Raw genomic sequence first — 23,027 nt, forward strand, 5'->3', positions numbered from 1 at the left:
CTGGCAGAATCGCGGGAGCAAATCTTTAATTTTGGTAAGCCGTGGATATTTCTCTTGAACAGTTATGGAATCGAGTCTTGGAACGTCTCCAGCTACAGCTTGGGGAACCGACATATAATACCTGGATTAAGACAGCGATCGCCACTAGCCTAGAAAACCATTGTCTAGTAATTCGCACCGCTAACCCCTTCACCTGTAATTGGTTACAAAAACACTACCGGGAAATCATCGCGGATGTCGTCCAGGATATTATGGGCGATCGCCTAGAAATTTGTATCACCACCGGAACCGGAGAATTAATGACAACCAATGATCACAGTCCTAGGGTGTCATCGAGTGGGTTAGATACCCCAGGGGAAGTAGTCTCTAGCGTGCATAAACCGCCTAACCTTAATTCTAAATATATGTTTTCCCGGTTTGTGGTGGGGTCGGGGAGTCGCTTGGCTCATGCTGCATCTCTGGCTGTAGCTGAGTCTCCCGGACGTGAATTTAACCCGCTGTTTCTCTGTGGTGGGGTAGGTTTGGGAAAAACTCATTTAATGCAGGCGATCGGTCATTACCGCTTAGAAATTAATCCTTATGCTCGTGTTTTTTATGTATCTACAGAAAAGTTTACCAATGATTTAATTGCCGCGATCCGCCGCGACAGTATGCAGAGTTTCCGGGACCATTACCGAGCCGCTGATGTGTTATTAGTTGATGATATCCAGTTTATTGAGGGGAAGGAGTACACCCAGGAAGAGTTTTTTCATACTTTTAACACTCTCCATGAGGCGGGGAAACAAATTGTCTTAGCCTCCGATCGCCCCCCGTCGAAAATTTCGGGATTGCAAGATCGCCTATGTTCTCGGTTTTCCATGGGGTTAGTAGCGGATATTCAACCTCCTGATTTAGAAACGCGGATGGCTATTCTTCAGAAAAAGGCTGAATATGAAAATATGCGACTCCCCCCAGCGGTGATTGAGTATATTGCGACTAACTACACCTCGAATATTCGGGAGTTGGAAGGAGCCTTAATTCGCGCGGTGGCTTATATTTCTATTTCCAGTCTTCCCATGAATGTGGAGAATATTGCGGCGGTTTTAACCCCGACAGAACCCAAGTCCGAGTCATCCCCAGAAATAGTCATCCAAGCGGTGGCGGACAAGTTTAAGGTATCGGTAGAGGATTTAAAAGGCAATTCTCGCCGTCGCGAAATTAGTTTAGCACGTCAGGTGGGGATGTATTTGATGCGACAGCATACGGATCTGAGTTTACCTAAGATTGGGGAAGTGTTTGGAGGGAAAGATCATACAACGGTTATGTATGGCTGCGAAAAGATTGCCAAACGTCGCGATCGCGATCCGGAACTCCATCAGATTCTACAACAGTTAAGCGATCGTATTAATTTAAACAGTCATTAACAGTGGCGGCATTTCTGGACATCTAGGGGAGTGCGATCGCTCTCAAGTCTGACCTATAACAGGCTGTGGGGGGTCATCTATAAACTACCGAGTCTATTGTCTAGGTAATCTCTCAAGTCTGAAGGACAGGGGAGACGGGGGGACAGCAATTCAACGATATTGTTGATATTGATCTGCGATCTAATTTTTAGCTTAATTTGTCCGGTTTTTACCTCTTCTTCCAGTCTACTCAAGAACCGTATTAAACACCAGAGTTCTTGTTTTCCCCGCAACCAAACTTTTGTCGGTAAGGCTTCCAGTTCTCTGATAGTAGAGTCAATTGTCATCGGATCTGGCTGGATATTGACATGACAGACTATCCCTAAGTAAGTATAGATGTCAGGTTCACAGTTTAGCATCATTTTATAATTGATATCGATAGTCAGGATGGAAATTTGTATATTATTGATGTTGTGCGAGACGTTTAGGAGTCAAATAAGGCTGTAATGCCTGAAATAACCTCCTAGTGGGACTTTCACCCCTTGGTGGAATATAAGGAACTCGTATCCTGACCATCCCATAACTGTTTATATGTCCCTACGTTTGGTATAAAAATATACCAAACAAGGCAGGGAACTCAAGGTCAAAACGCAAAACCGGAAATCTTAATGATTCCTTAACAATTGCGTTGAGAGTAACGGCGATAGCCACCCCCAATTTTAGGATTCACAATCCTGGGATTGAAGCGGGGAACGGAAGGCATGAGGGAAACCTAGTCCCAATAATATGACCACTGCCAACCATCCATGACTAAGGAAATTTGAATGCTCCGACTTGAACCATCGTCATTAATAAGTAGCGAAATAGGTTGACACGCTGCGTTCAAAAGAATAAGGGGAAAAGTAGGGTAATTACATCAACACCTACACAGACCTTTAAAGTACCCCGGTGGACAGGACAAGTCTAAAGATGGAATGCCCATATAAACGGAACGTTTTAACCCCTTCTAGGCTCTGAGTATCTGGTCGAGATAATCAGTAGTGAAAGTGTAAGCGCAAGCCTATTAGGGGGTGAGATGTGACCAAAAGCCAACGCCCAACTGTAATGGTAGGGATATGCTAACGGGTCACGGTTTGATTGTAAAGAATAGAGTCTAGTAGGAGTTACTATGGCGAATGCGAGTTTAAAGAAAGGTTTTGAGAAATCAAAGCTAATCAAGACTACGAATGTATGGAAACAAATTCCCTGGGCGAAAGTTCAGAGAAAAGTTTTCAAGCTCCAAAAGAGGATATTTCAAGCAGCTAAATCGGGACAGGATGCAAAGGCAAGAAGGTTGCAACGTCTATTGGTGAAATCATATTATGCCCGACTCTTAGCAGTGCGGCGAGTGACCCAAGATAATCAAGGCAAGAAAACAGCCGGTGTCGATGGAATGAGAACAATCTCACCAAGGCAAAGGTTTGAACTTGTTGAGAATATTAAAAGAAACCTTAAAGCAAAACCACTGCGACGGGTGTGGATTCCAAAACCTGGAAGGGATGAAAAACGCCCCCTGGGAATACCCACAATCCAAGATAGAGCGAGGCAAGCCTTGGTTAAGTCGGCACTCGAACCGGAATGGGAATCGAGATTTGAAAGCACAAGCTACGGGTTTCGACCTGGAAGGTCTGCCCATGATGCAATATCCAGAATCTTTCAGAGTATCAACAAAGGAGGTTATTACGTTCTGGATGCAGATATAGCGAAATGTTTTGACCGAATAAACCATGATTACCTTCTGTCCAAAATTCATTGTCCAAGCAGTCTAAAAAGAGACCTGAAATCATGGCTCAAAGCAGGCGTGCTAGATAACGGTGTATTCGAGGATACAGAAGCAGGGACACCTCAAGGAGGGGTAATAAGTCCACTCCTAGCCAACATCGCACTGGATGGGATGGTTAGGTTCATAAAGACAATGTATCCAAATAAAGGAACAACCTTTCAGGTAAACCTCATAAGATACGCCGATGATTTTGTGGTCATATCCAAAGACCTAAGAATCATTGAACAGTGCAAAATTGCCATTTCCGAATGGCTAAAACCTGTAGGACTAGAAATAAAACCTGAAAAGACTCGAATCTGCCATACGCTCAATCCTATTGAGTATAACGGCAAAACAGAAGAACCAGGATTTGACTTTCTAGGATTCAATATCAGGCAATATCCAGTAGGAAAATATAAATCTGGAAAAAGTGGGGGAAGAAGAAAAGGAGGCTTCCTATTTAATAAAAACCCTCACAAAATGTTGGGACTCAAAACTCATATCAAACCCAACAAAAAGGCAATTAAAGCCCATACAGAAGTGATAAAAGGTGTAATTAAACAACATAAAACAGCACCTCAATCAGCCCTGATTAGCAGATTAAACCCAATCATAAGGGGATGGTCAAACTATTATTCAGGAGTCGTCTCATCTGAGACCTTCGTTAAACTAGACCACATAACTTGGTTAATGTTACGGGCATGGACATCATCAAGATGCGGAAAGGCAAGTTACGAAAAGCTAAGAAACTACTTCCACAAAGAAACGGTTAAACTTAGCAACGGAAAAGAAAGACATGAAACTTGGTTATTCAAGACTAAGGATGGAATTCAATTATGGAAACATAAATGGACTCCAATTGTCAGACATACCCTAATACGCCCGGAAGCAACACCATACGACGGAAATTGGACTTACTGGGCAACCAGGAAAGGACAAGCAATTGATACGCCAATTAGAGTAGCCAAACTACTCAAGAAGCAAAAGGGGAGGTGTACCTGGTGTGGACAGTATTTCGCACCATCGGATTTAGTTGAAGTTGACCACATTATACCTCGAAGCCAAGGTGGAAAGGATGAATATAAGAATCTTCAACTACTACACCGCCACTGTCACGATGATAAAACGGCGTTAAACAACGCCAAAGCCGTATCCTTAACAATGGAACAGTCAGACTAGGAGCCGTGTGAAGGGAAACTTTCACGCACGGTTCTGAATGGGAGGGAATGGAGGCGACTCCATTCTCGACCCTAATGGGTTTTTCTCCTAATCGACGAGTAGCTAAAAGCCACGCCATCAATGGCAAAAAAACTTGAGGATAATCCTGTTGGAATTGATCAAATTTTTGGCAGGCGATCGCAATAGCTTTGTTGGATGAATCCCAGCCCCAAAAATCAGTTAATATCGCCGCAATGGCTGTTTCTGACACTAGATAATTTTCAAGAGAGTAGTATTGGGTTACGAATAAGCCTTGCTCAGTTTTTGTCCCCCGATTTTCACCGATGAGGTCATCATGATCTTTATCCACAAAAAACATGATTTTGGGGTGGTTGGGAAATCGTTTCTCTAGATAATCATAAGCATTCAAAACTTCTTTTTTATTCCCTAAGATAATGGTTTCGACCGATAAACCCTTCTGTTCAGCAAATCGTTGAACGTTGACTCGAATGAAGGAAGGATCGTCGCGTCCCTCCAGAAAAATGGCGATCGCCTTTCCCTGGGGTTGAAAACTTAGGAGAAATGTATTTAATTTAGCTTGGGATGATTTCGGTGCAGCCTTCAAAGCATCCAAAAAAGATGACATTTTTAAATCTCCTCGATAAACTCACTGATAGAATGTGCATATTCCGCTAGTGAATTTTCAAACACAAAAGGAGAATGAGTTACGGCAATTAAACCCGCACATTTTTGGGTATCTTTCAAGTCTTGAAGAAAACGGCGTTGCCAAGGTACAGATATAGATAATTCCGGCTCATCAATTACCAGGAAATACTGATCACAGTCACTTAAAAATATATGAGTAAATAAGGAGATAATTTGCTTTTCCCCAGAAGATAAACCCGCAATCGGAACTTCTGTCATGTCTTTATTTTTTCGCTTAAAAACTAACTTAAATTCACTGGAGTTAAATTCTAAGGTTTTGTTGCTGAGATACTGATTGACCAAATCAACGAGGTTTCTAATTGGCTGTTCTTTTTCCTGTTGACTTTTATGAATTTCGACCAAACGAGTCAAAAAATAAGCAGTCACCCGTTGTTCTTCTAATAAAACCTGGTTAGTTTTTACATCTTCAAGTAACTGTCCCAGTTTTTGGCGATCGCCTTCTGAAAGAATATCCCCAATCCGAGGAAGCATCACCTTAATTGTTTCCCTAAATTTATCCGTAGACAGTTGAGATGGCTCAACATTTTTATAGTTATTACGAATAATGTCCCCTAAGTAACTTCCAGTCAGCCGATTAAGTGCAGTGCGGAAATTTTGATCCAAGTCTGATAAAGTCGAGTCAAATGCTTGCATTACATCTTCCATACCAAATTCAACAAGTTCAACATATCCAGACTGTAGCTTTTTCCGATAACTCTTAGTTTTAGAAAAAGGCAACACATCATTCAAGTCTATATCAGGAAAAACATCGCTTAGTTCTTTTTCAATTCGGCGATAAGTTGGCAAAAACAAGACTTGTTCTCTCTCGTTAGACTGTACAGCTTTAGCTAGTATATCTATAACCTGGTCTACTTCATTTTCATCTAAAGATGCCAATCTTGGACTAACTCTAGCTAACTCTCGCAATGCCATCAGGGAAATTCCAGGGAATTTATGCCTTAATTCTAGGAATCTGTTTTTTGACAACCAGTATTCTGAGTCATGGTCGGCTAATTCATTGATAAGACTGTCAAATTCTTGGGAAGATAGCCTTTTTTGATAGTACCTAATCAACGACAATCTTTTTTGATTTTGAGTAGTGGGTAAATCCTCTCTTTTGATGGTATAATCTTGATTGCCAATTGTGACAATACAGGAATGAAAGGGAAGCTGGCTTAGGCGATCCCACTGAGTCGTTAATGTGTAGTATAATAAATTAATTAGTGTACTTTTCCCAGAGCCGTTTTCACCAACTAGGATTAAAGTATTGTCTTGAATGGGTACATCTAAATTATAAGCGTCAAAGAGACGCTCTATCCGAATTCGCTGGAGGTCAATAGACATTTTGATAAAATCACTTACTTGGGTAATTATTTGTACAGTCGTCCCCTATTATAAGCCTTTCCCCTTCCAGTGAACAATTTTAGCTGACCCGGTTTGGGGAAACAGAGTTTAAGTCGGATAAAACCACTCGTAGCAAATCAGTTGTAAATCCTTCGCTGTAATTTCGCGAATTGGGGATTAATACTAGCTCTTTACTGTAACCAGTTAAACTTTCCGGGGGAGGGTGATTGCTTCTTATAGTCAAGATATCACCTGACCGAGGAATGCTCTACGTCTGATAAATCAACAATTCTTAGGGTAAAACCATTCATAACAAACGAGTTTAATGTCTTCTTGTTGGATGATTTGGAAATTTTTTAGTCTTGGATCTACTTCCGTTTCTGCATATAATTCATTGTCTACGAAGAAATCATCTAGTTCATTCACCAACTCAAACAAATTTGTGGACTTTTTAAATCTATCCCATATTCGTCGAATATCTCGTTCAAACGCGCTGAGATTATTGGTTTCAATAACCGATATTATTCGCTCACTTATATCTGAACTTGGCATGGGGGATTCTGGGAATAATTCGTGCCGCTGAATCAGTATTTCTAAAACATTTTTCATAACCTTAGTGAGTGCTGGCTTAATTTTCGCCCCCGACTGTTGTTTTTGAAACATCATCATTAGATTATTGATCGCACTTTCCAGCACCGGAAAAATTGTTCGGTTGAATGGTGTTGGGGGTTGTTTTTCAGGTTGCGGGAAGTCTGATTCCTGGCATTTAATCCAGTTAAATATCTGGCGTTTATCCGTGATAGCAGCATTATCATCAGTACAAATTTCATTGTTGATGCGTGGATAAAAATGCCAGTAATGGTTATCTTCAGTCTTAAATGCTAGAAAAATGCCACCTTCGGCAAATTCAGACTTAGGAATGTTAAAATAACGGGTGCTGTGAATGCCCAAAGGAATATCCTCTACTTCTTCAGCAGTTTTGCGCTGGATATATTCGAGTAAGGGCAAGCGCATTTCATCTAGCGAGATTAAATCAGAGGCTTGTTCTAATTCTTCTAAAATTGCTTGCTTTTCTGCATCAGTGCTGGCTCGTTTCAGTCTAAATAATTCCTCTAGCGATTTATCAGAGATAGCTTCACCGAGTACACTAGCATCGAGTCCAACTTCTCGGTCAATGGTTGCAATCCGATCCTGCAACCGCTTCACCAAACCCAACAGTTCCTCTAACCCTTCTTCGGGGAAGCAGTTGTAGATATAGAGTTGTTCATAATCAGTGCCGAGTCTGTCAATCCGTCCGGCTCTCTGAATCATTCGCACCGGATTCCAGTGCAAATCATAGTTCACCAGCACTCCAGCATCTTGCAGGTTTTGACCTTCAGAAAGTACGTCTGTACAGATAAGGATATCAATTGGGTTGTTCAGCAGGCGTTCTAAATTTTCCTGAGTTTCATCATGGTTCGCTTTCGGTGCAAATCGGCTGACCTTCTCCTTACGCTGCTTTGAGGGTGTTGATCCAGTAATGAGTTCGATAGCTGGCGCGCGTCCGCTAACTGCCATCTGCCTCAACCACTCTGAATCATCAATTAGCTCTTTGTGTAAGTGTTCCGCCGTATCCTTAAAGTAGCTAAACACTAAGATTTTTTTCCCTTTCAGGCTCTCCAGCAGCAATTGCTTGAACGCGACCAGTTTGCGATCATAGTCAACTCCCGTTTCCACACTGTTTTTAATAGTCTCAAGCATTTGGAGGATATAGTCTAACATCCTCAAATCTGCCTGAATTTGCTGTTCCAAAGTATTCAGATTATATTGCTTGGCATCAACTGCTTCCAGATAATTAATAATTTCTGTAGCGGATTGGGATTCCTCCTCATCTTCAATTGCTAGAAGCAGTTTGCGGAAGTTCCTGCTATCGAGTAGCTTACCTTCTTTGGTAAGAATCTGATAAAATTTATCTTGGAATTTAGCCTGCCTTGTCACACTATTGCTAAAAGCAACTAGCCCACTTTCTAACCGCTTGAGGTAAAGCGCTTTTTGTAACGCCACCAGTGCCTTGTTCCGCTGTACCTCGTTTTCCTCTTGTCTCACTTTGCGCTTTTTGAAGGCCTTGATGTTGTAGGGGGCTAAGTTTAACTCATCAATGCAATTGGCAATTTTAAGATACATTCCAGAAAAGCTGGCTTCAAAATTATAGGTAAAATTCTCCAACTTCCGTGCTGGGAAATGAATGAGTTTACCCCCAATCCGAATCTCTTCACCTGCCTGCTGCCGCCGAATCACATCCTGCCTCGACCGTCGCACCATTGTCTCAAATAAGAGATTAGTAATTTCTATTTGACCTTTGGATAATGCTTTAAAATAAGTTTGAAGGTTGCTAATGCCGTCAGTCCGATAATAAGTATTTTGGCCGCGACCGAGCAACAGAATTTGATGGTACAGGTCGAACACACTATTGTTAATAGGAGTCGCGGTGAGCAAGACGAGTTTTTTACTACGCTTGCCACTATTCATCAACTTTTGGAGGGTGCGATAGCGGTTGGTGGCAGAGTTACGGAAATTATGGGATTCGTCAACCACTATGATATCGTAGTTGCTGTAACTACGAATATCAAACTCATTGCGGCTGATTTCTTCGTGAGAAATGACATCCGCTTTAATGCCGAACTCGTCCAGTTTTTTATTCCAAACCAAATCACGCAACTGAGCCGGACATAGCACCATGGCGCGAGGGACTTTCCCCGGTCTGCGTTCTTCAATTAAGTAATGGTCAAGCACCCGCAAACCGATGTAGGTTTTTCCTAATCCGACCGAATCGGCAACCATGCAGCCACCGTGCTTGTTAATCAGTCGCACTGCCCTAGCAAATCCTTCCTGCTGAAAACTAGCCAGTTCCACCGAGGTGCGATCGCCTTCCCCCAAAACCGACTCTTCCTTAAACAGTTCGTACAGTGCCTTGAGGAAAACCTGATAGGGCGTGTAAGCCTTGCTGCCAAACTTAGAGGCGTTGAGAGCGTCGATGAATTTGCTTTTGTAGTCTAGGTCAACGCTGGGGTCATCCCAAAACTTCTCAAACCACCTTTCTCGCAGGTCGCGGGCGATCGCCTCGATTTTGTTGACCACGTTCAGTTCAGAGTTACCTTTCAGCCCTGATGGTGTGAAGTTGCTCGAACCAACGATGCTGTATCTGTCAAATATGTAGGCCTTGGCGTGCAGAAATTGAGACTTGTCACCCACAGATCCAAACAATCGCATCTGGATATGGTCTTGCTGGAAGTAGGCGATCGCCCGGTCTATTTCCTGCTTGTATTTAAGGTTATATTCCCGCTGTTCCAGTTGTCGTCGGGTTTCTTCTTGGAAATATTTAACCAGGTCAATGCGATCGCTCTCCGCTGGTCGGATAGCCGGGTCGCGACCAATCAGCAACCGCAGCGATTTCAGATGGTTCATTGCTTCTTCCAAATCCACCCACGCCTCAATCCGGAAAAAGCCCGTGGCCAGGTCGAGGATGTATTGGTTCTCGTCCTCAATTAGTTGTTTGAGGATGGTTTCGAGGGTGTGTTGGGAGTTGTCGATGTAGTCGGGTAATGTCATAGTATTTAGCAATTAAGGATAGTTAGGTGAACATCTTTTGCAAAATTCCCCATTGCTCTAGTTGATTGTGGGCAATGGCATACAGGTCAGTTTGATTGATACTTATATCCCAAACTATGTAGATGATATCTTTAGGTTTGAGTTCGGGCTTATTTTTGATTAGGTTCAACAGGTGTTCAATTAACAATGAGTCATCATTGGCATAGCATTGACGGTAAGCGTTGCGTTCTTGGAACTTAGCAAGTGGATCTATGTCAGGATTGCCAAAAAGTTGCGAAACCTGTGATTTTTGTGGCTCCATACCTGTATCAATTTTTGAGTTACTAGGATTCTTAGACAATTGTGATGGAATGATTTTCTTTTTCTCCAAATCAATTAGCCTATACTCAGTACATTTGCGGTTTCTTATTCCATCGGTTAATTTCCTGCGGTTTCTTATTCCATAGGTTAATTGCAATTGTTTTAGGGCTCGCTGCTCAATTTGACGGATTCTTTCTCGTGTCAATCCACAGGAATCACCAATTTCTTGTAAAGTCCGTTCTCCCTGACCATCTAAGCCAAATCGAAGGGTTAACACTTCCTGATATCGTTGTTTTAAAGTAGACAAGACTTGCTGAATTTCGTCACGCATCCATTGCTCTTCTAAGCATTGGGACGGGTCATCGGTACCGTGGACTAAATCAGCTAGACTGAAGTTATCGGTTAGCAGAGCATCCAATGACCTTGGTCGGCTTAATTGGTTGATTCCGCGTAAATCCTCAACTTTCTCCGCACTCATCTTTAACTCAACCGCAATCTCTTCTAAACTGGGGGTACGCTCAAGTTTAAGGGTGAGCTGACTGGTTGCTTTTTTGATTTTGTTCAAACTATCATAGACGTGAACAGGTACTCGAATTATTCTAGATTCATTGCAAATACCACGGGTGATGGCTTGCCGAATCCACCACGTTGCATAGGTTGAGAATTTATAGTCCTTTGTCGGGTCAAACTTTTCGGTAGCCCTAATCAATCCAAAATTGCCATGCTGAATTAAATCTAATAACTCTAGGCCACGATGTTGGTAATTCTTGGCAATGGATACCACCAATCTGAGGTTACTACAAACTAAAGTGTGTTGAGCATATCGTCCCTTTGAGATAGCATCATGTAATTGGGATAACGACAACCCCGTAGTATTTGCCCACTCTAGGTCTGTAGGTTCTCGGTGCAGGCGGGAATCTAAGGACTTCTTATCTTGTTCTAACTCAAGCCATCGTTGCACCTTTTGAGCTAAGAATATCTCGTCCTGTCTTTTAAGTAATGGAATCCGGCCAATTTCTCTGAGGTAGCATTGCACTAAATCTTGACTGATGAGTTGCTGTTTTTCTTTCCTCACCTGTTTCAAGGTTTGGTGTTGTACCCGATAAAGTTGCCGAGGGTTGAGGCTATGGGCAGCCATCTTCTCCAATTGATTCAAGTCATAAAAGCTAGGGTCTTTGAGGTTGATGAGCATCTTAGCAATGCTCCACTTAACGTTAAATTGTTGGTCAAATGTTTGGAATGGACTGACCAACATTAATTTTTGATAGTTCACTGTAGCAACAATCAATATATCGGTATAACGTTGGCATAAACTTTTAGCGATCGCTATCAGCCGAGGCATTACTTCTACATTATAACTCCAGCTTTTCGGTTCTAACTCCAACAAAAATACCTGTAGCGCTCCCTTTTCCTGATTGGCAATTAGATACGCTGTTTTTATCGCTTCGGTATTGGTAGGCGATAACTCTAGGTCACTCACGTCAATCACATCGCAACAGGCATCGTAACCCAATAATTCAAATATCACGGCTACCGATAAAGCATCATTAATATTTTTTAAATCTTCTATATGTATATGCCGATAAACCATAACCTTCCCCTGATAAAAACATAAAAAATGACATGAAAAATTTGCCGTTTTTTTTTGATTACTACTCCCCTAAATTTTAATTTTTTCAGCAGTCAGCCCATATATATGAGCTACCATATCATCTATTTTTGCTTCCCAATCCTCTACTTCGACTCCTTTGGTGTCTCGGTATTTATTAACTATAAATTCCATAGCTTTTTTGTCTACCTTTGAAGCTGATAAGATGGGAAATTGTGATAAATATTTATCCATAAATTTGACCAATCCTCATCCCATTAAATAACTAATTTGTGCATCAATCAAAACTTGATTATTTAAAATAGGTAAAATAAAATGCAAGTAAGTAAAAATGCAATATAATTTATTGAATAAACAACTGTTATTTTTATGAAAATCTAATTGACTATAAGATGCAATATCAGGATCTATAATTTTAGGCGTTTCCAATTTTTGACAATAAGCACAACTTATTAATTCCCCAAAACACTTGCCTAGATCTACTCGTTTAATTAATTGATTTCGATATTCATTGAATCTCTTGTAAATAACAGAATAAGTTTTAGCAAAAATAGTTTCTGCTTCTTTGAAGGCTTCGCAGTGAGCGTGGTACAATTGGGAGGGGGGTTTACCGTTAACAGCCAGGGCTTCCAGGCGATCGCGATCGAACGCGGTGGGGTTAGTGCGATCGATGAGTAGTTTGCGAATGTGACGCTTGATGTTCTTGTTGTCATCGAAGGCTTTACGAGGGTTAACCAACATCAATTGGTTATAATCGGTGGTAGCCATCAACAGAAATTCCGTGCTTTGTTGTCCTAACTGGTTAGCGATCGCCTTCAGGCGGCTACTCGCGGTGCTATCTTCCTGCCATTCTTCCGGGCGTAGTTGAAAAAGCAGCACCTTCAAATCCGGGTCGCCGTTATCCTGTTGTGCGATTAAGTAAGCCTTTTCAACCGCCTCACCATGGCGATCGCTCAGACCCACATCTTCCGGGTCAAATTCCTCGCGGCAGGTATTGTAACCCAACCGCCTGAATAAATCAGCGATTTTCTCCGGTCCAGTGAGACCCCTAATATCCTCAATTCCGAGCAAACGTTGATTAGTCATCTTGGCTTCCTGATCATGCGATCGCCATTCCCCCATAGTACCAATAAGCGATCGTTATTCTGGTGCTGCCCTTACGTCACCGGGCGAGTCCATCCCACTCAAATAACTTCCAGTGTACCCCCCCACCGACCACAAAAACCCCAATTTTTTACAATTCTTATTAATGAGCCAATCCCCATCTAATTAATAGGGAGCAGCACCACAATCTTACGGACATTTCCGATATCACCCCCCGTCGAGAGTGTCTGCGAGTTATTGTTTTTGGTGGCGATCGGTTTCTCCTCGTGTGGAAAGTGTCTTAGGTATTGTTATTGATTAATAGGCAATTTCCGAGAGGGGGAGAGTTTGTCCGGTCAATGATTGTCGCCCTTCAAAATATAGCCAGTATAATCAAAATATGACTGAACGATGAATCAGAATTGAGCAAGCCCCAACTGAAAAAGGAGCAACAGCCAATGGACTACAGAGAACGAATCACCCTAGAACCGAGCCAACGCAGTGGCAAACCCTGCATTCGCGGTATGCGGATCACCGTTTATGATGTGCTGTCCTATTTAGCCTCTGGCATGACCTACCAAGAAATTTTAGACGACTTTCCCTACCTCACCCAAGAGGATATCTTGGCTTGCCTCAGCTACGCCGCCAATCGGGAACAACAAACCCTACTGGTGCAAGCATGAATCTGCTATTTGACCACAATCTTTCACCTCGGCTAATACAAAGACTTGCTGACTTGTTTCCCGAATCAACCCACGTTTACCAAATCGGACTCGAGAAATCAGGCGATCGTGAGGTTTGGGATTATGCCAAGCACCATAAATTCATCATCGTCACCAAAGACAGCGACTACAACGAACTCCTCACATTAATGGGCTTTCCCCCAAAAATAATTTGGATTCGTCGAGGCAACTGCTCTACCACAGACATTGAAGCAATCCTGCGAACTCACGCAGCACATATTCAAACCTTAATCAGTGACTCTACCCTAGGCATCTTGACCCTCTACTAGCACCGGATTAGCGTTAAGGTAAGCTAAAATCGACAGCATTAGCTGTAAACTCAACAACAACTATGGCGACACAACTCCCCCTCCCAACCGATACCGAAATCATTTATCCCGAAAGTGATGGACAACCTATGGCCGATAATACCCTTCAATTTCGCTGGATTACTGTCATTTACCATAATCTAGCCTGGTTATTTGCCCAAGAGCCGAATGTGTTTATCGCCGGGGATTTATTGTGGTATCCAGTACAGGGAAATAATAAATTATGTCAAGCCCCAGATGTAATGGTGGCTTTTGGTGTTCCCAAAGGAGATAGAGGTTCTTATCAACAGTGGCAAGAGAATAATATTGCCCCGCAAGTCGTCTTTGAAATTCTTTCTCCGAACAACACTGAAAAGGAAATGAGCCGCAAATTATTATTTTATGACCGCTACGGGGTGGAGGAATACTATATCTATGACCCTCAAAAGAATAAACTAACGGGATGGTTACGTTCTGAGGCTGGGTTAGATATCATTGAACCCATCAATAGTTGGGTTTCCCCTCGTTTGGGCATTCGCTTTGACCTTTCCTCGGATAATTTGGTGTTGTATCGTCCCGATGGTCAACCCTTTGCCGATTATCTGGAAGTCCAACAGCAGTTAACAACTATGACTGAACAATTGGAAGATGTGACTGAACAATTGGAACAGGAACGGCAAGCCAAACAAGCGGCTACTGAACAATTGGAACAGGAGCGGCAACGTAACCAACGTTTAGAACAATTGCTGCGAGAAGCAGGACTGAATCCTGATGCCAATTTATAGGCGGTTTCGGTGGGTGTCGCCCCGGGGTCTTATTCAATGGCTTTTATGCTGTTTCTAGCCGCCAGGGGTGGTTCCCCAGCCTGTCGCTTCCCTCATGTGGGGGGGTCGATTGGCGTTAAAGCACTTTTTTCTCGATTTACCTATCTTCAACCTGAACTCATACCCTGTGGAAAATGTTGTGGATAACTTGCCTATTATTCCCAAATACTAAGGTTGACAGGGGATTGAACCAGACCAAATCCCTATCGATTTGATGGATTTTCCACAGTTTTTCCACAGATGCTGACAGGATGGAACCCTTAACCAAAGTCAAATTTAAACACAATTTCCACAATTTCCACAGTTGCTCGCCACCCCCCTAAACAATTAGCCTCAAAACTTAGCCTCAAAACTTAGCCTCAAAACTTAGCCTCAAAACTTAGCCTCAAAACTTAGCCTCAAAACTTAGTTTCAGAACTTAGGCTCAAAACTTAGGCTCAAAACTTAGGCTCAAAACTTAGGCTCAAAACTTAGTTTCAGAACTTAGGCTCAAAACTTAGTTTCAGAACTTAGGCGATCGCCACGTCCCCATAGCGCGATATAATGTTAGCTTCAGTCCCCTTGCTAAATACCTGAAATGCGGTTAATTGTAGAACAGGAACAACTCAGTTCTAATCTATCCTTAGTTTCCAGAGCCATTCCATCCCGTCCCAGTCACCCGATTTTGTCTAACATTTTGGTGAAAGCTGATGCGGACACTCAACAATTGAGTTTAACCGCCTTTGACTTGAGTATGGGAATTAACACCAGTTTTCCGGCTCAGGTTCAGCAGGGGGGAGTTTTGACCTTACCTGCTAAATTGCTCAATGATATTGTCTCCCGTTTACCTGGGGGCGATATTCAGGTCGATGATGAAGAGACCGAGGCTGTAGTTACCCTAACTTCCAGTTCAGGACGCTATCAAGTCCGGGGAATGGTGGCTGAGGAGTATCCCGACTTACCCTCGGTACAAGGTGAACATAGCATTCAACTAGCGGCTGATAGTTTATTGGAAGGCTTAAAGGGAACTCTCTTCGCTACCAGTCCTGATGAAACTAAGCAAGTCCTAGCTGGTGTTAATCTCAAGGTGGGAAAAGATACCCTTTGTTTTGCTTCCACCGACGGTCATAGACTCGCGGTGGTCAAGGTGGAAAATGTCCGAGACCCCAATAGCCAAGAACCAGAAGACCTGGAAATAACTATCCCAGCACGCGCCCTGCGGGAGGTGGAACGCATGATTGTCAGCGCTAACTCAGGGCGACATAATACCCCCACAGAGGAAGAAGCAACAACCCCCCCCATGGTGACTTTAGGTTTTGATGATACCCAAGTGGTTTTTGAATTGGGGACTCGTCGTTTGAATTCTCGTAAGTTGGAGGGTGCTTATCCGGCTTATGAACAGTTAATACCTAATAAGTTTTTAAGCCAGGTGAATGTTGAACGGCGGACACTTTTGGCGGCTTTGGAGCGGATTGGGGTTTTAGCCAGCCAAAAAAATGATATTGTTAAATGTATCATTGATGAGGTTAATCAACAAATTTCCCTATCTGTAGAAGCTGCTGATGTCGGGAATGCTTTGGAGTCAATGCCTGCTCAGATTTCTGGTGAAGAACCCAAGGAACTTGCCTTTAATGTTAAATACTTAATGGATGGGTTAAAGGTGTTGAATAGTTCGGAAATTCAGATACAATTGAACGCGGCAAGCACCCCGGTAATTATCAATCCTTTGGGAGGTTTAAAAATGACCTATTTGGTGATGCCTATTCAGCTGCGTAGATAGTAGTCAAATGGCAGCGTAAAAGTTGAAAATGCAGGGAGGGGCGGGGCTGTAGCCATTAATTTATAATGCTTTTTCGGGGAGAATATTAAACAATGCTCTGCCTCAAAAACATCTGATTTAACTCCGCCCCGCCCCAGAAAATATATATAATAGCTGGCATTGAGAGGAGGGATAAAACCCTAACCGATGACCAGAAACTTAATTATTTTCGGATTCAGGAAATGTGCGTTTGAAGTCTTCTAGCAACTCGTCCATTTCTTCGAGAGCCTGATTTACATCAATTCGCAAAGGCCCTAAATTGGGTTTTTCCAATAACTTGAGTAGAGCCTCCCGTTTGCTCTCAATTAAGGCAACTCCCTCTCGGATCTTCTGTGAATCCATGGATTATCCTCTTGTCACCTAGTTAGATTTTCGATGATTTTAGCATCAAACTCAAGTTTTGTGTTCTGGTGATGTGAAAAAAAAACCGGACTGGGGGACTGTAAATGATTGGGGTTGACGGGCAATTTTTTGGTAAAGTATTGATTGATGACAAAAATTGATAATTAGTTAATCTGATGTTGCGTAAAATTTCTCTGGCTCAAGTGGGTTTAGTGCTGGGTGGGTTAATTACTGTGGTGGGGTTTGTCGCCTATTTTGCTGACTATGCTACCCTGAACCTAGCGGGGTTTTTTTATGGGATTCCCCTATTATTGGGGGGACTAGCTCTGAAAGCGGCAGAAATTAAACCGATACCATTTTCTGAACCGACAACGCCAGAAGTCCTCAGCAAGCGGGAACAACAGGCGACCCCGACTCAAAATCAAGTGCGATCAGATGTGACCCGCTATCGTTATGGCCAATCTGCTCACCTGATTGATGCGATCGAACGCCTGAAGCTAGGAGGGAATGATGAGGAACACCCACAACTACAAGCCTTGCGGGAAGGGGTGGTTGATGGCAGTTATGCGCTCATTTTAGAATTTTACTCGCCTTTTGTGCCTCTATCGGTGTGGGAAGAGAAACAAAGCAAAATTGCTCAATTTTTTGGTCCGAATTTGCGGGTACAGGTGACTCAACCAGAAACTGATTGCGTGGATTTAATCATGATTGCTGATACGGAAAGCTAATTGAGGGCTAATCAATAGGCAAATTTGGGGTTAAATCCCATAGCTTTGGGGAACTGGTGTCTATGCTACCTATTCGGGATTGCCTTTTTCTAAACGTACTGCATACCACTGTAGATATTTTCCGGGTCCCAAATCAAGATCACAGCAGGTATTGATGAGATATTCGGCTTGGTGGGAGGGTGTGGGAAACTTTTGGAGCTCACGGGGGAGATCATCTTGTAGTTGGGCTAGAATAGCCTGTAACTTGTCTGTAAGTTCAGCGACAGTCATAAGTTGCTCGGGTTGGTTAGACTCCAAGACGACAAAGTGATCTTCCTGGTACATTAAAGAATCTGCCATAAAAAATTTTTACCAAATCTAAACATCAGCAGGACAATCTCTAGCATAATCATGGTACGATCATTTTGCTAGGATATCGAGAACCAGTGGGTGTGGCTTGGAATTTATGCTAAGTCAGGTTCAGCCTCGATGTTTTTTTGTTTTGACTGGCACTTCACCTTACTATGACAAGCCCTACATTTACCAAATCAGCGGAAAAGCTCTCTAAACTTGAAGCTATCAAAGAGCGCAGTAATCAACTGCGGGAGCCTTTAGCAACTGAACTGCTGAACGATCGCAACTATTTGACAGAGGATGCGGTTCAGATTCTCAAGTTTCATGGCTCCTACCAACAGGATAACCGAGATCATCGGGTTCCGGGACAAGAGAAAGATTATCAGTTTATGTTGCGAACCCGCAGCCCAGGCGGATTTATCCCCCCTGAACTTTATCAGACTCTGGATCATCTAGCGGATGAATACGGGAATGGGACACTGCGGACAACTACCCGCCAAGGGTTCCAACTCCATGGGATTCTCAAAAAGAACCTGAAAACGGTTCTCTCTAGCATTATCAAAAGCATGGGCTCGACTCTGGGTGCTTGTGGAGACTTGAACCGGAATGTGATGGCTCCTCCAGCCCCCTATTGCGATCGCCCTGAGTATGAGTATGCGAAAACCTACGCGAATTATATTGCGGATCTGCTGACTCCTCAGACTGGGGCTTATTATGAAATTTGGCTCGATGGGGAAAAAATAGTTAGTGCGGAGGAAAACCCGGAAGTCAAAGCGGCGCGCGATCGCAATGGTAATGGCACAATTTTCCATGAGGGGGAAGAGCCGATCTATGGCAAGCATTATATGCCCCGTAAGTTTAAGTGTGCGGTAACAGTCCCCGGAGATAACTCTGTTGATATTTATACCCAAGATGTGGGTTTGGTGGTCATAACTAATGCGGCGGGAGAATTGGAGGGCTTTAACGTCCTAGCAGGCGGCGGTATGGGTAGAACTCACCGCAAGGAAGAAACCTTCCCCCGTATAGCTGATGAAATTGGCTATGTCGATCGCGCTGATATTTATGATTTGGTGAAGGCGATCGTAGCAACCCAGCGGGATTATGGCGATCGCACTAACCGCCGCCACGCGCGGATGAAATATTTAATTGAGGATTGGGGAGTTGACAAATTCCGCGCTCAGGTTGAGGATTATTTTGGCAAACCCCTAAAACCTTTTAAACCCCTGCCTCCCTGGAAATATCAAGATTACCTGGGATGGCATGAACAGGGCGACGGTAACTTATTTCTGGGTATCTCGGTAGAAAATGGTCGGGTGAAAGATGACGGGAGTTTCCGGCTGAAGGCGGCTTTACAGCAAATTAACCAAAAGTTTGAGTTGCCAATGTTAATTACAGGCAACCATAACATTATCCTGTATCAGATTTCGCCCAAACACCAAAAGACAATCGATCGCCTTCTGAAAGAACATGGGGTTTTGCCAGAAACAGAAATTGATCCTCTGGTCCGCTATGCCATGGCCTGTCCAGCTTTCCCGACTTGTGGATTAGCAATTACAGAATCTGAACGTGCAATCCCTAGTATCCTGGACCGGATTCGGGTATTGTTGGACAAGGTAGGGCTGGAACAGGAGCATTTTGTCGTTAGGATGACAGGATGTCCCAATGGATGTGCCAGACCCTACATGGCGGAACTGGGGTTTGTCGGTAGCGCTCCCGACACCTACCAGGTTTGGCTGGGAGGCTCTCCTAACCAAACGCGACTAGCTGAACCTTTTATGGAACGGCTGGCTCTATGTGACCTAGAAGCAGTTCTGGAGCCGATTTTTGTTGGCTTTAAACAGAATCGGCAACCGTCCGAGAGTTTTGGCGATTTTTGCCATCGTGTTGGTTTAGACTCCATCCGCACTTTTGTATCCAATTACCAAGTAGATTCCTCGATGAACATTGAGACGAAAGAAATCCCTGTCCCGACTTCCGTAGAAACACCCTCTAATGAGGCTCCCGCGCCCCAAGCTCCGGTCGATCCTAGCAAAATTCGACATCGGGTTAGTGTGCGTCATGACATCTATAGTCAACTAAAAGATGAGTCCAAACGCCAAAGCAAACCAATTGTGGAAATTGCTACCCAGGCGATTGAGGAGTACCTAGCTAAGGTGCGAGCTGAGTCCTAATTGCCTTTAATGGCAGATTAAGTAATCCCCACCCTACCAAAAGTCGGGTGGGGTCATTTTGTTAACAGAATTTCATGAGGGAACTTCAACGGATCGCGATCGCTTCTGAACAATTCCACGACCAACAAGTAGACCTGACTGCTGGACAACAGCATTATTTGGGTCGGGTTTTGCGCCTACAACCAGGCGATCGCTTTATTATTCTTGATGGTCGGGGGGGTTGGTGGCTGGCTATCTGGAAAGGCGGGCAAAATGCCACTGTAGTTGAACCGATAAGGATTAACAATGAGTTACCCATACCTGTGACTTTATGGGTGTCTATGCCTAAAGGAAGTGGCTTTGAGGAGATTGTGCGCTGTACTACGGAGTTGGGAGTGTCTCGTTTGGTTCCCATTATCAGCGCCCGCACTGTGGTTGTCCCTAGCCCTCAAAAACTAGCCCGCTGGCGACGTATTGCTACAGAGGCGGCGGAACAGTCAGAACGTCAGATCCTCCCGGAAATTACTGATCCACTATCGATACAGCAGGCTTGGGAAACTTTGTCAGACCAGGGAGAAGAGGTAGATAAATATATTTGTGTGGCTAGGGGAGATTTTCCCCACCTGTTGAATTGTTTGTTGGCTGCGAGAACGGGACAAGGAAAGGGTTATGTCTACAATTCCCTGCTTTTAGCTATTGGACCCGAAGGGGGATGGACAACACCAGAGGTTGAGGAGGCTATTAATAGGCGATTTCAGCCGGTGTCTCTGGGAAGCCGAATTTTGCGATCGGTCACAGCCCCCATGGTGGCTTTATCTCTAGTAGCGGCGGTCTCCGAAATGGATAATTATTAATTATTAATTATTAATTATTAATTGTCCGGCTTCTGATAAGCTCTAATCATGGCTTGGGTTCCTTGAGTAGAGCCTAAACCTTCATCCAAATTCTGAACTATTTTAAACAGGGTATCGGCTAATTTTACCCCTGGTAACTCCCTGGAAATAGCCTCTTGAACTAATCGCAAATCCTTAACCATGTGGCGAATCATAAAACCCGGAGCGAAATCATTGTTAGCTACCTTTTCCCCTAGGTTAGACAAAGCCCAAGACCCAGCGGCTCCGGTGCTGCATACCTCCACAATTAGTTGAGGGTCAATACCCTGATGTTCCGCTAGTAACATCGCCTCACATAGTCCAATCATGTTGAGGGAACATAGTACCTGATTACAGAGTTTGACAGCTTGACCGCTACCACTAGGACCACAATAGCGGATATTTTTACCCATTGTTTCTAACAAGGGTAGGCAGGTGTCAAAGCTATGGCGATCGCCACCCACCATAATAGTTAGAGTACCATTTTTCGCGCCAATATCTCCCCCGGAAATAGGTGCATCTAAAAACTGCATTTTATGGGATGCGATCGCCGAAGCGATCGAATGAACCGCCGCCGAGCCAATGGTGCTAAAGTCTATAATGATCGCGCCCGGTTTAGCAAACTGAATCACCCCAAGGGGACCAAGGATGACTTCTTCCACGTCGGGAACATCTCCCACACAGGTACAGATCACCTCAGCTTCGGTCACAGCTTCTTCTATGCTATGGACGATTGTAGCACCTGCATCAGAGGCGATCGCTACACCAGGACGCGAGGGAGTACGATTCCATCCTTTCACATCATAACCACCTTGAGCGAGGTTAGCAGCCATATAGCCACCCATCACGCCAAGCCCCAAAAATGCAGTTTTAGTCACGAAATCCTTACCTCAATTTTTCAATATCTGTATTATTAGCTTGGGTAGTTTTCATATAGGAGCCAGAATTTAATCCAAGATTTGCTTGACATCTTAGGACAATAAGGTACAATACCCCAAAAGATTCGCAACTCAATAATGAGTATACGGTCAAACCCCAGACCATGCCAAATTTCCCTGACGACATACTCATCAAGTCGGATTCTTCATGGTAAAATCCAATCATGGTGCGAGACGTTTAGGAGTCAAATAAGGCTGCAATGCCTGAAATAACCTCCTAGTGGGACTTTCACCCCTTGGTGAAATATAAGGGACTCGTACCCTGACCATCCCATAACTGTTTATATGTCCCAACGTTTGGTATAGAAATATACAAAACAAGGCAGGGAACTCAAGGTCAAAACGCCCAACTGGAAATATTAATGATTCCTTAACAATTGCGTTGAGAGTAACGGCGATAGCCACCCCCAGTTTTGGGAATCATAACCCCAGGATTGAAGCGGGGAACGGAAGGCGTGAAGTAGAACCTACTACCAAATGCGACCACTGCCAACCATCCATGATTAGGGAAACCGAATGTCCGGCTTGAACCATCGTAATGATTTAGCAGCGAAACAGGTTGATACGCTGCGTTCAAAAGAGCAAGGGGAAAAGTAGGGTAATCATGACATCACCTACACAGACTTTTAAAAGTACCCCGGTGGAGAGGACAAATCTAAAGATGGAATGCCCGTATAAACGGAACGTTTAAACCCCTTTTAGGCTCTCAAGTGGCAGGATGTACCTGCGGAGTAGTGAAAGTGTAAGCGTATACCTTTAAGGGGAAAGGATGTGACTGAAAGCCAATGCCTAACTGTAATGGTTAGGATATGCCCACTAGTCACGGTGTGGATATAGAGACTGCGACAATTAGGAGTGTTTACGACGAAAGCGAGTTTAAACACTACGATGTTGTATTTAGCTCCAAAAGTTGAAATCACAAAAGCAGGGAGTCGTTACCCTGTTCCCGATGTCAAAAGGGGTATCCACATCAGGAGCCGTGTGATGTGAAAGTATCAAGCACGGTTTTGAATTGGAGTTGGGGAAGGCGACTTCCCTTTCG

Annotated in this window: 18 protein-coding genes and 1 pseudogene; 9 read left to right on the top strand and 10 right to left on the bottom strand. The window is 43.6% G+C overall.

Annotated features, from left to right (window positions below; genetic code table 11):
• Positions 1 to 41 precede the first annotated feature (41 nt).
• The gene (gene dnaA, locus NLZ44_RS07440) at positions 42 to 1,403 is read left to right on the top strand and encodes a chromosomal replication initiator protein DnaA (RefSeq protein WP_493752350.1); all 1,362 of its coding nucleotides are present in this window, start codon (positions 42 to 44) and stop codon (positions 1,401 to 1,403) included.
• 77 nt (positions 1,404 to 1,480) lie between these two features.
• Here dnaA and NLZ44_RS07445 read toward each other — a convergent pair whose 3' ends face one another.
• A complete protein-coding gene (locus NLZ44_RS07445) occupies positions 1,481 to 1,804 on the bottom strand; it encodes a hypothetical protein (protein ID WP_493752351.1) in 324 nt (107 codons plus the stop codon).
• Between the two features lie 746 nt (positions 1,805 to 2,550).
• Between NLZ44_RS07445 and ltrA the strand changes: the two genes are divergently transcribed.
• Complete coding sequence (gene ltrA / locus NLZ44_RS07450) at positions 2,551 to 4,362, top strand: group II intron reverse transcriptase/maturase (protein ID WP_493750963.1); 1,812 nt, start codon at positions 2,551 to 2,553, stop codon at positions 4,360 to 4,362.
• A gap of 148 nt (positions 4,363 to 4,510) precedes the next feature.
• Here the strand turns inward: ltrA and NLZ44_RS07455 are convergent.
• The 6 genes and pseudogenes from NLZ44_RS07455 to NLZ44_RS07480 all read right to left on the bottom strand — a co-directional run.
• Positions 4,511 to 4,987: pseudogene (locus tag NLZ44_RS07455) on the bottom strand (DUF4435 domain-containing protein); the annotation flags it as partial.
• Between the two features lie 2 nt (positions 4,988 to 4,989).
• A complete protein-coding gene (locus tag NLZ44_RS07460) occupies positions 4,990 to 6,390 on the bottom strand; it encodes an AAA family ATPase (protein ID WP_493752352.1) in 1,401 nt (466 codons plus the stop codon).
• A 282-nt stretch (positions 6,391 to 6,672) separates the two neighbouring features.
• Positions 6,673 to 9,978: a helicase-related protein gene (locus tag NLZ44_RS07465; RefSeq protein ID WP_493752353.1), complete on the bottom strand. Its 3,306-nt coding sequence runs from the start codon at positions 9,976 to 9,978 to the stop codon at positions 6,673 to 6,675.
• Positions 9,979 to 10,000: 22 nt separating this feature from the next.
• Entirely contained in the window at positions 10,001 to 11,869 is a 1,869-nt protein-coding gene (locus tag NLZ44_RS07470) for a sigma-70 family RNA polymerase sigma factor (protein ID WP_493752354.1), read from the bottom strand.
• A 69-nt stretch (positions 11,870 to 11,938) separates the two neighbouring features.
• A complete protein-coding gene (locus NLZ44_RS07475) occupies positions 11,939 to 12,121 on the bottom strand; it encodes a hypothetical protein (RefSeq protein ID WP_368663575.1) in 183 nt (60 codons plus the stop codon).
• Positions 12,122 to 12,136: 15 nt separating this feature from the next.
• Positions 12,137 to 12,973, bottom strand: coding sequence for a hypothetical protein (locus NLZ44_RS07480; RefSeq protein ID WP_493752355.1), 837 nt, complete (start codon positions 12,971 to 12,973; stop codon positions 12,137 to 12,139).
• A gap of 455 nt (positions 12,974 to 13,428) precedes the next feature.
• Between NLZ44_RS07480 and NLZ44_RS07485 the strand changes: the two genes are divergently transcribed.
• The 4 genes from NLZ44_RS07485 (at position 13,429) to dnaN (ending at position 16,583) form a co-directional block, all read left to right on the top strand.
• Positions 13,429 to 13,653 carry a DUF433 domain-containing protein gene (locus NLZ44_RS07485; RefSeq protein ID WP_006668326.1) on the top strand — a complete coding sequence of 75 codons (225 nt, stop codon included), beginning with the start codon at positions 13,429 to 13,431 and terminating at the stop codon, positions 13,651 to 13,653.
• Positions 13,650 to 13,982, top strand: a complete 333-nt coding sequence (locus tag NLZ44_RS07490; RefSeq protein WP_108614647.1) for a DUF5615 family PIN-like protein — start codon at positions 13,650 to 13,652, stop codon at positions 13,980 to 13,982. The genes NLZ44_RS07485 and NLZ44_RS07490 overlap by 4 nt, the downstream gene beginning before the upstream one ends.
• 62 nt (positions 13,983 to 14,044) lie before the next feature.
• Positions 14,045 to 14,785, top strand: coding sequence for a Uma2 family endonuclease (locus NLZ44_RS07495; protein WP_493752356.1), 741 nt, complete (start codon positions 14,045 to 14,047; stop codon positions 14,783 to 14,785).
• Between the two features lie 616 nt (positions 14,786 to 15,401).
• Positions 15,402 to 16,583: a DNA polymerase III subunit beta gene (gene dnaN / locus NLZ44_RS07500; RefSeq protein ID WP_493752357.1), complete on the top strand. Its 1,182-nt coding sequence runs from the start codon at positions 15,402 to 15,404 to the stop codon at positions 16,581 to 16,583.
• A 198-nt stretch (positions 16,584 to 16,781) separates the two neighbouring features.
• Here the strand turns inward: dnaN and NLZ44_RS07505 are convergent, their stop codons facing one another.
• Positions 16,782 to 16,964 carry a hypothetical protein gene (locus NLZ44_RS07505; protein ID WP_493752358.1) on the bottom strand — a complete coding sequence of 61 codons (183 nt, stop codon included), beginning with the start codon at positions 16,962 to 16,964 and terminating at the stop codon, positions 16,782 to 16,784.
• A 176-nt stretch (positions 16,965 to 17,140) separates the two neighbouring features.
• Here NLZ44_RS07505 and NLZ44_RS07510 point away from each other — a divergent pair, with 176 nt between their 5' ends.
• Entirely contained in the window at positions 17,141 to 17,692 is a 552-nt protein-coding gene (locus NLZ44_RS07510; RefSeq protein ID WP_006623057.1) for a DUF2854 domain-containing protein, read from the top strand.
• Positions 17,693 to 17,761: 69 nt separating this feature from the next.
• On the opposite strand, the gene NLZ44_RS07515 is transcribed toward NLZ44_RS07510, so the two are convergent.
• Positions 17,762 to 18,031 (bottom strand): CRR7 family NDH-1 assembly protein, encoded by a 270-nt coding sequence (locus tag NLZ44_RS07515; protein WP_111891511.1) that lies wholly within the window; start codon positions 18,029 to 18,031, stop codon positions 17,762 to 17,764.
• Positions 18,032 to 18,195: 164 nt separating this feature from the next.
• Here NLZ44_RS07515 and sir point away from each other — a divergent pair, with 164 nt between their 5' ends.
• Positions 18,196 to 20,196 (top strand): sulfite reductase, ferredoxin dependent, encoded by a 2,001-nt coding sequence (gene sir, locus NLZ44_RS07520; protein ID WP_493752359.1) that lies wholly within the window; start codon positions 18,196 to 18,198, stop codon positions 20,194 to 20,196.
• 74 nt (positions 20,197 to 20,270) lie between these two features.
• Positions 20,271 to 21,029, top strand: a complete 759-nt coding sequence (locus NLZ44_RS07525) for a 16S rRNA (uracil(1498)-N(3))-methyltransferase (protein WP_046318675.1) — start codon at positions 20,271 to 20,273, stop codon at positions 21,027 to 21,029.
• A 17-nt stretch (positions 21,030 to 21,046) separates the two neighbouring features.
• Here NLZ44_RS07525 and NLZ44_RS07530 read toward each other — a convergent pair whose 3' ends face one another.
• Complete coding sequence (locus NLZ44_RS07530; protein WP_493752360.1) at positions 21,047 to 21,925, bottom strand: NAD(P)-dependent oxidoreductase; 879 nt, start codon at positions 21,923 to 21,925, stop codon at positions 21,047 to 21,049.
• Positions 21,926 to 23,027: the final 1,102 nt, after the last annotated feature.

The sequence above is a fragment of the Arthrospira sp. PCC 9901 genome (assembly GCF_059013425.1).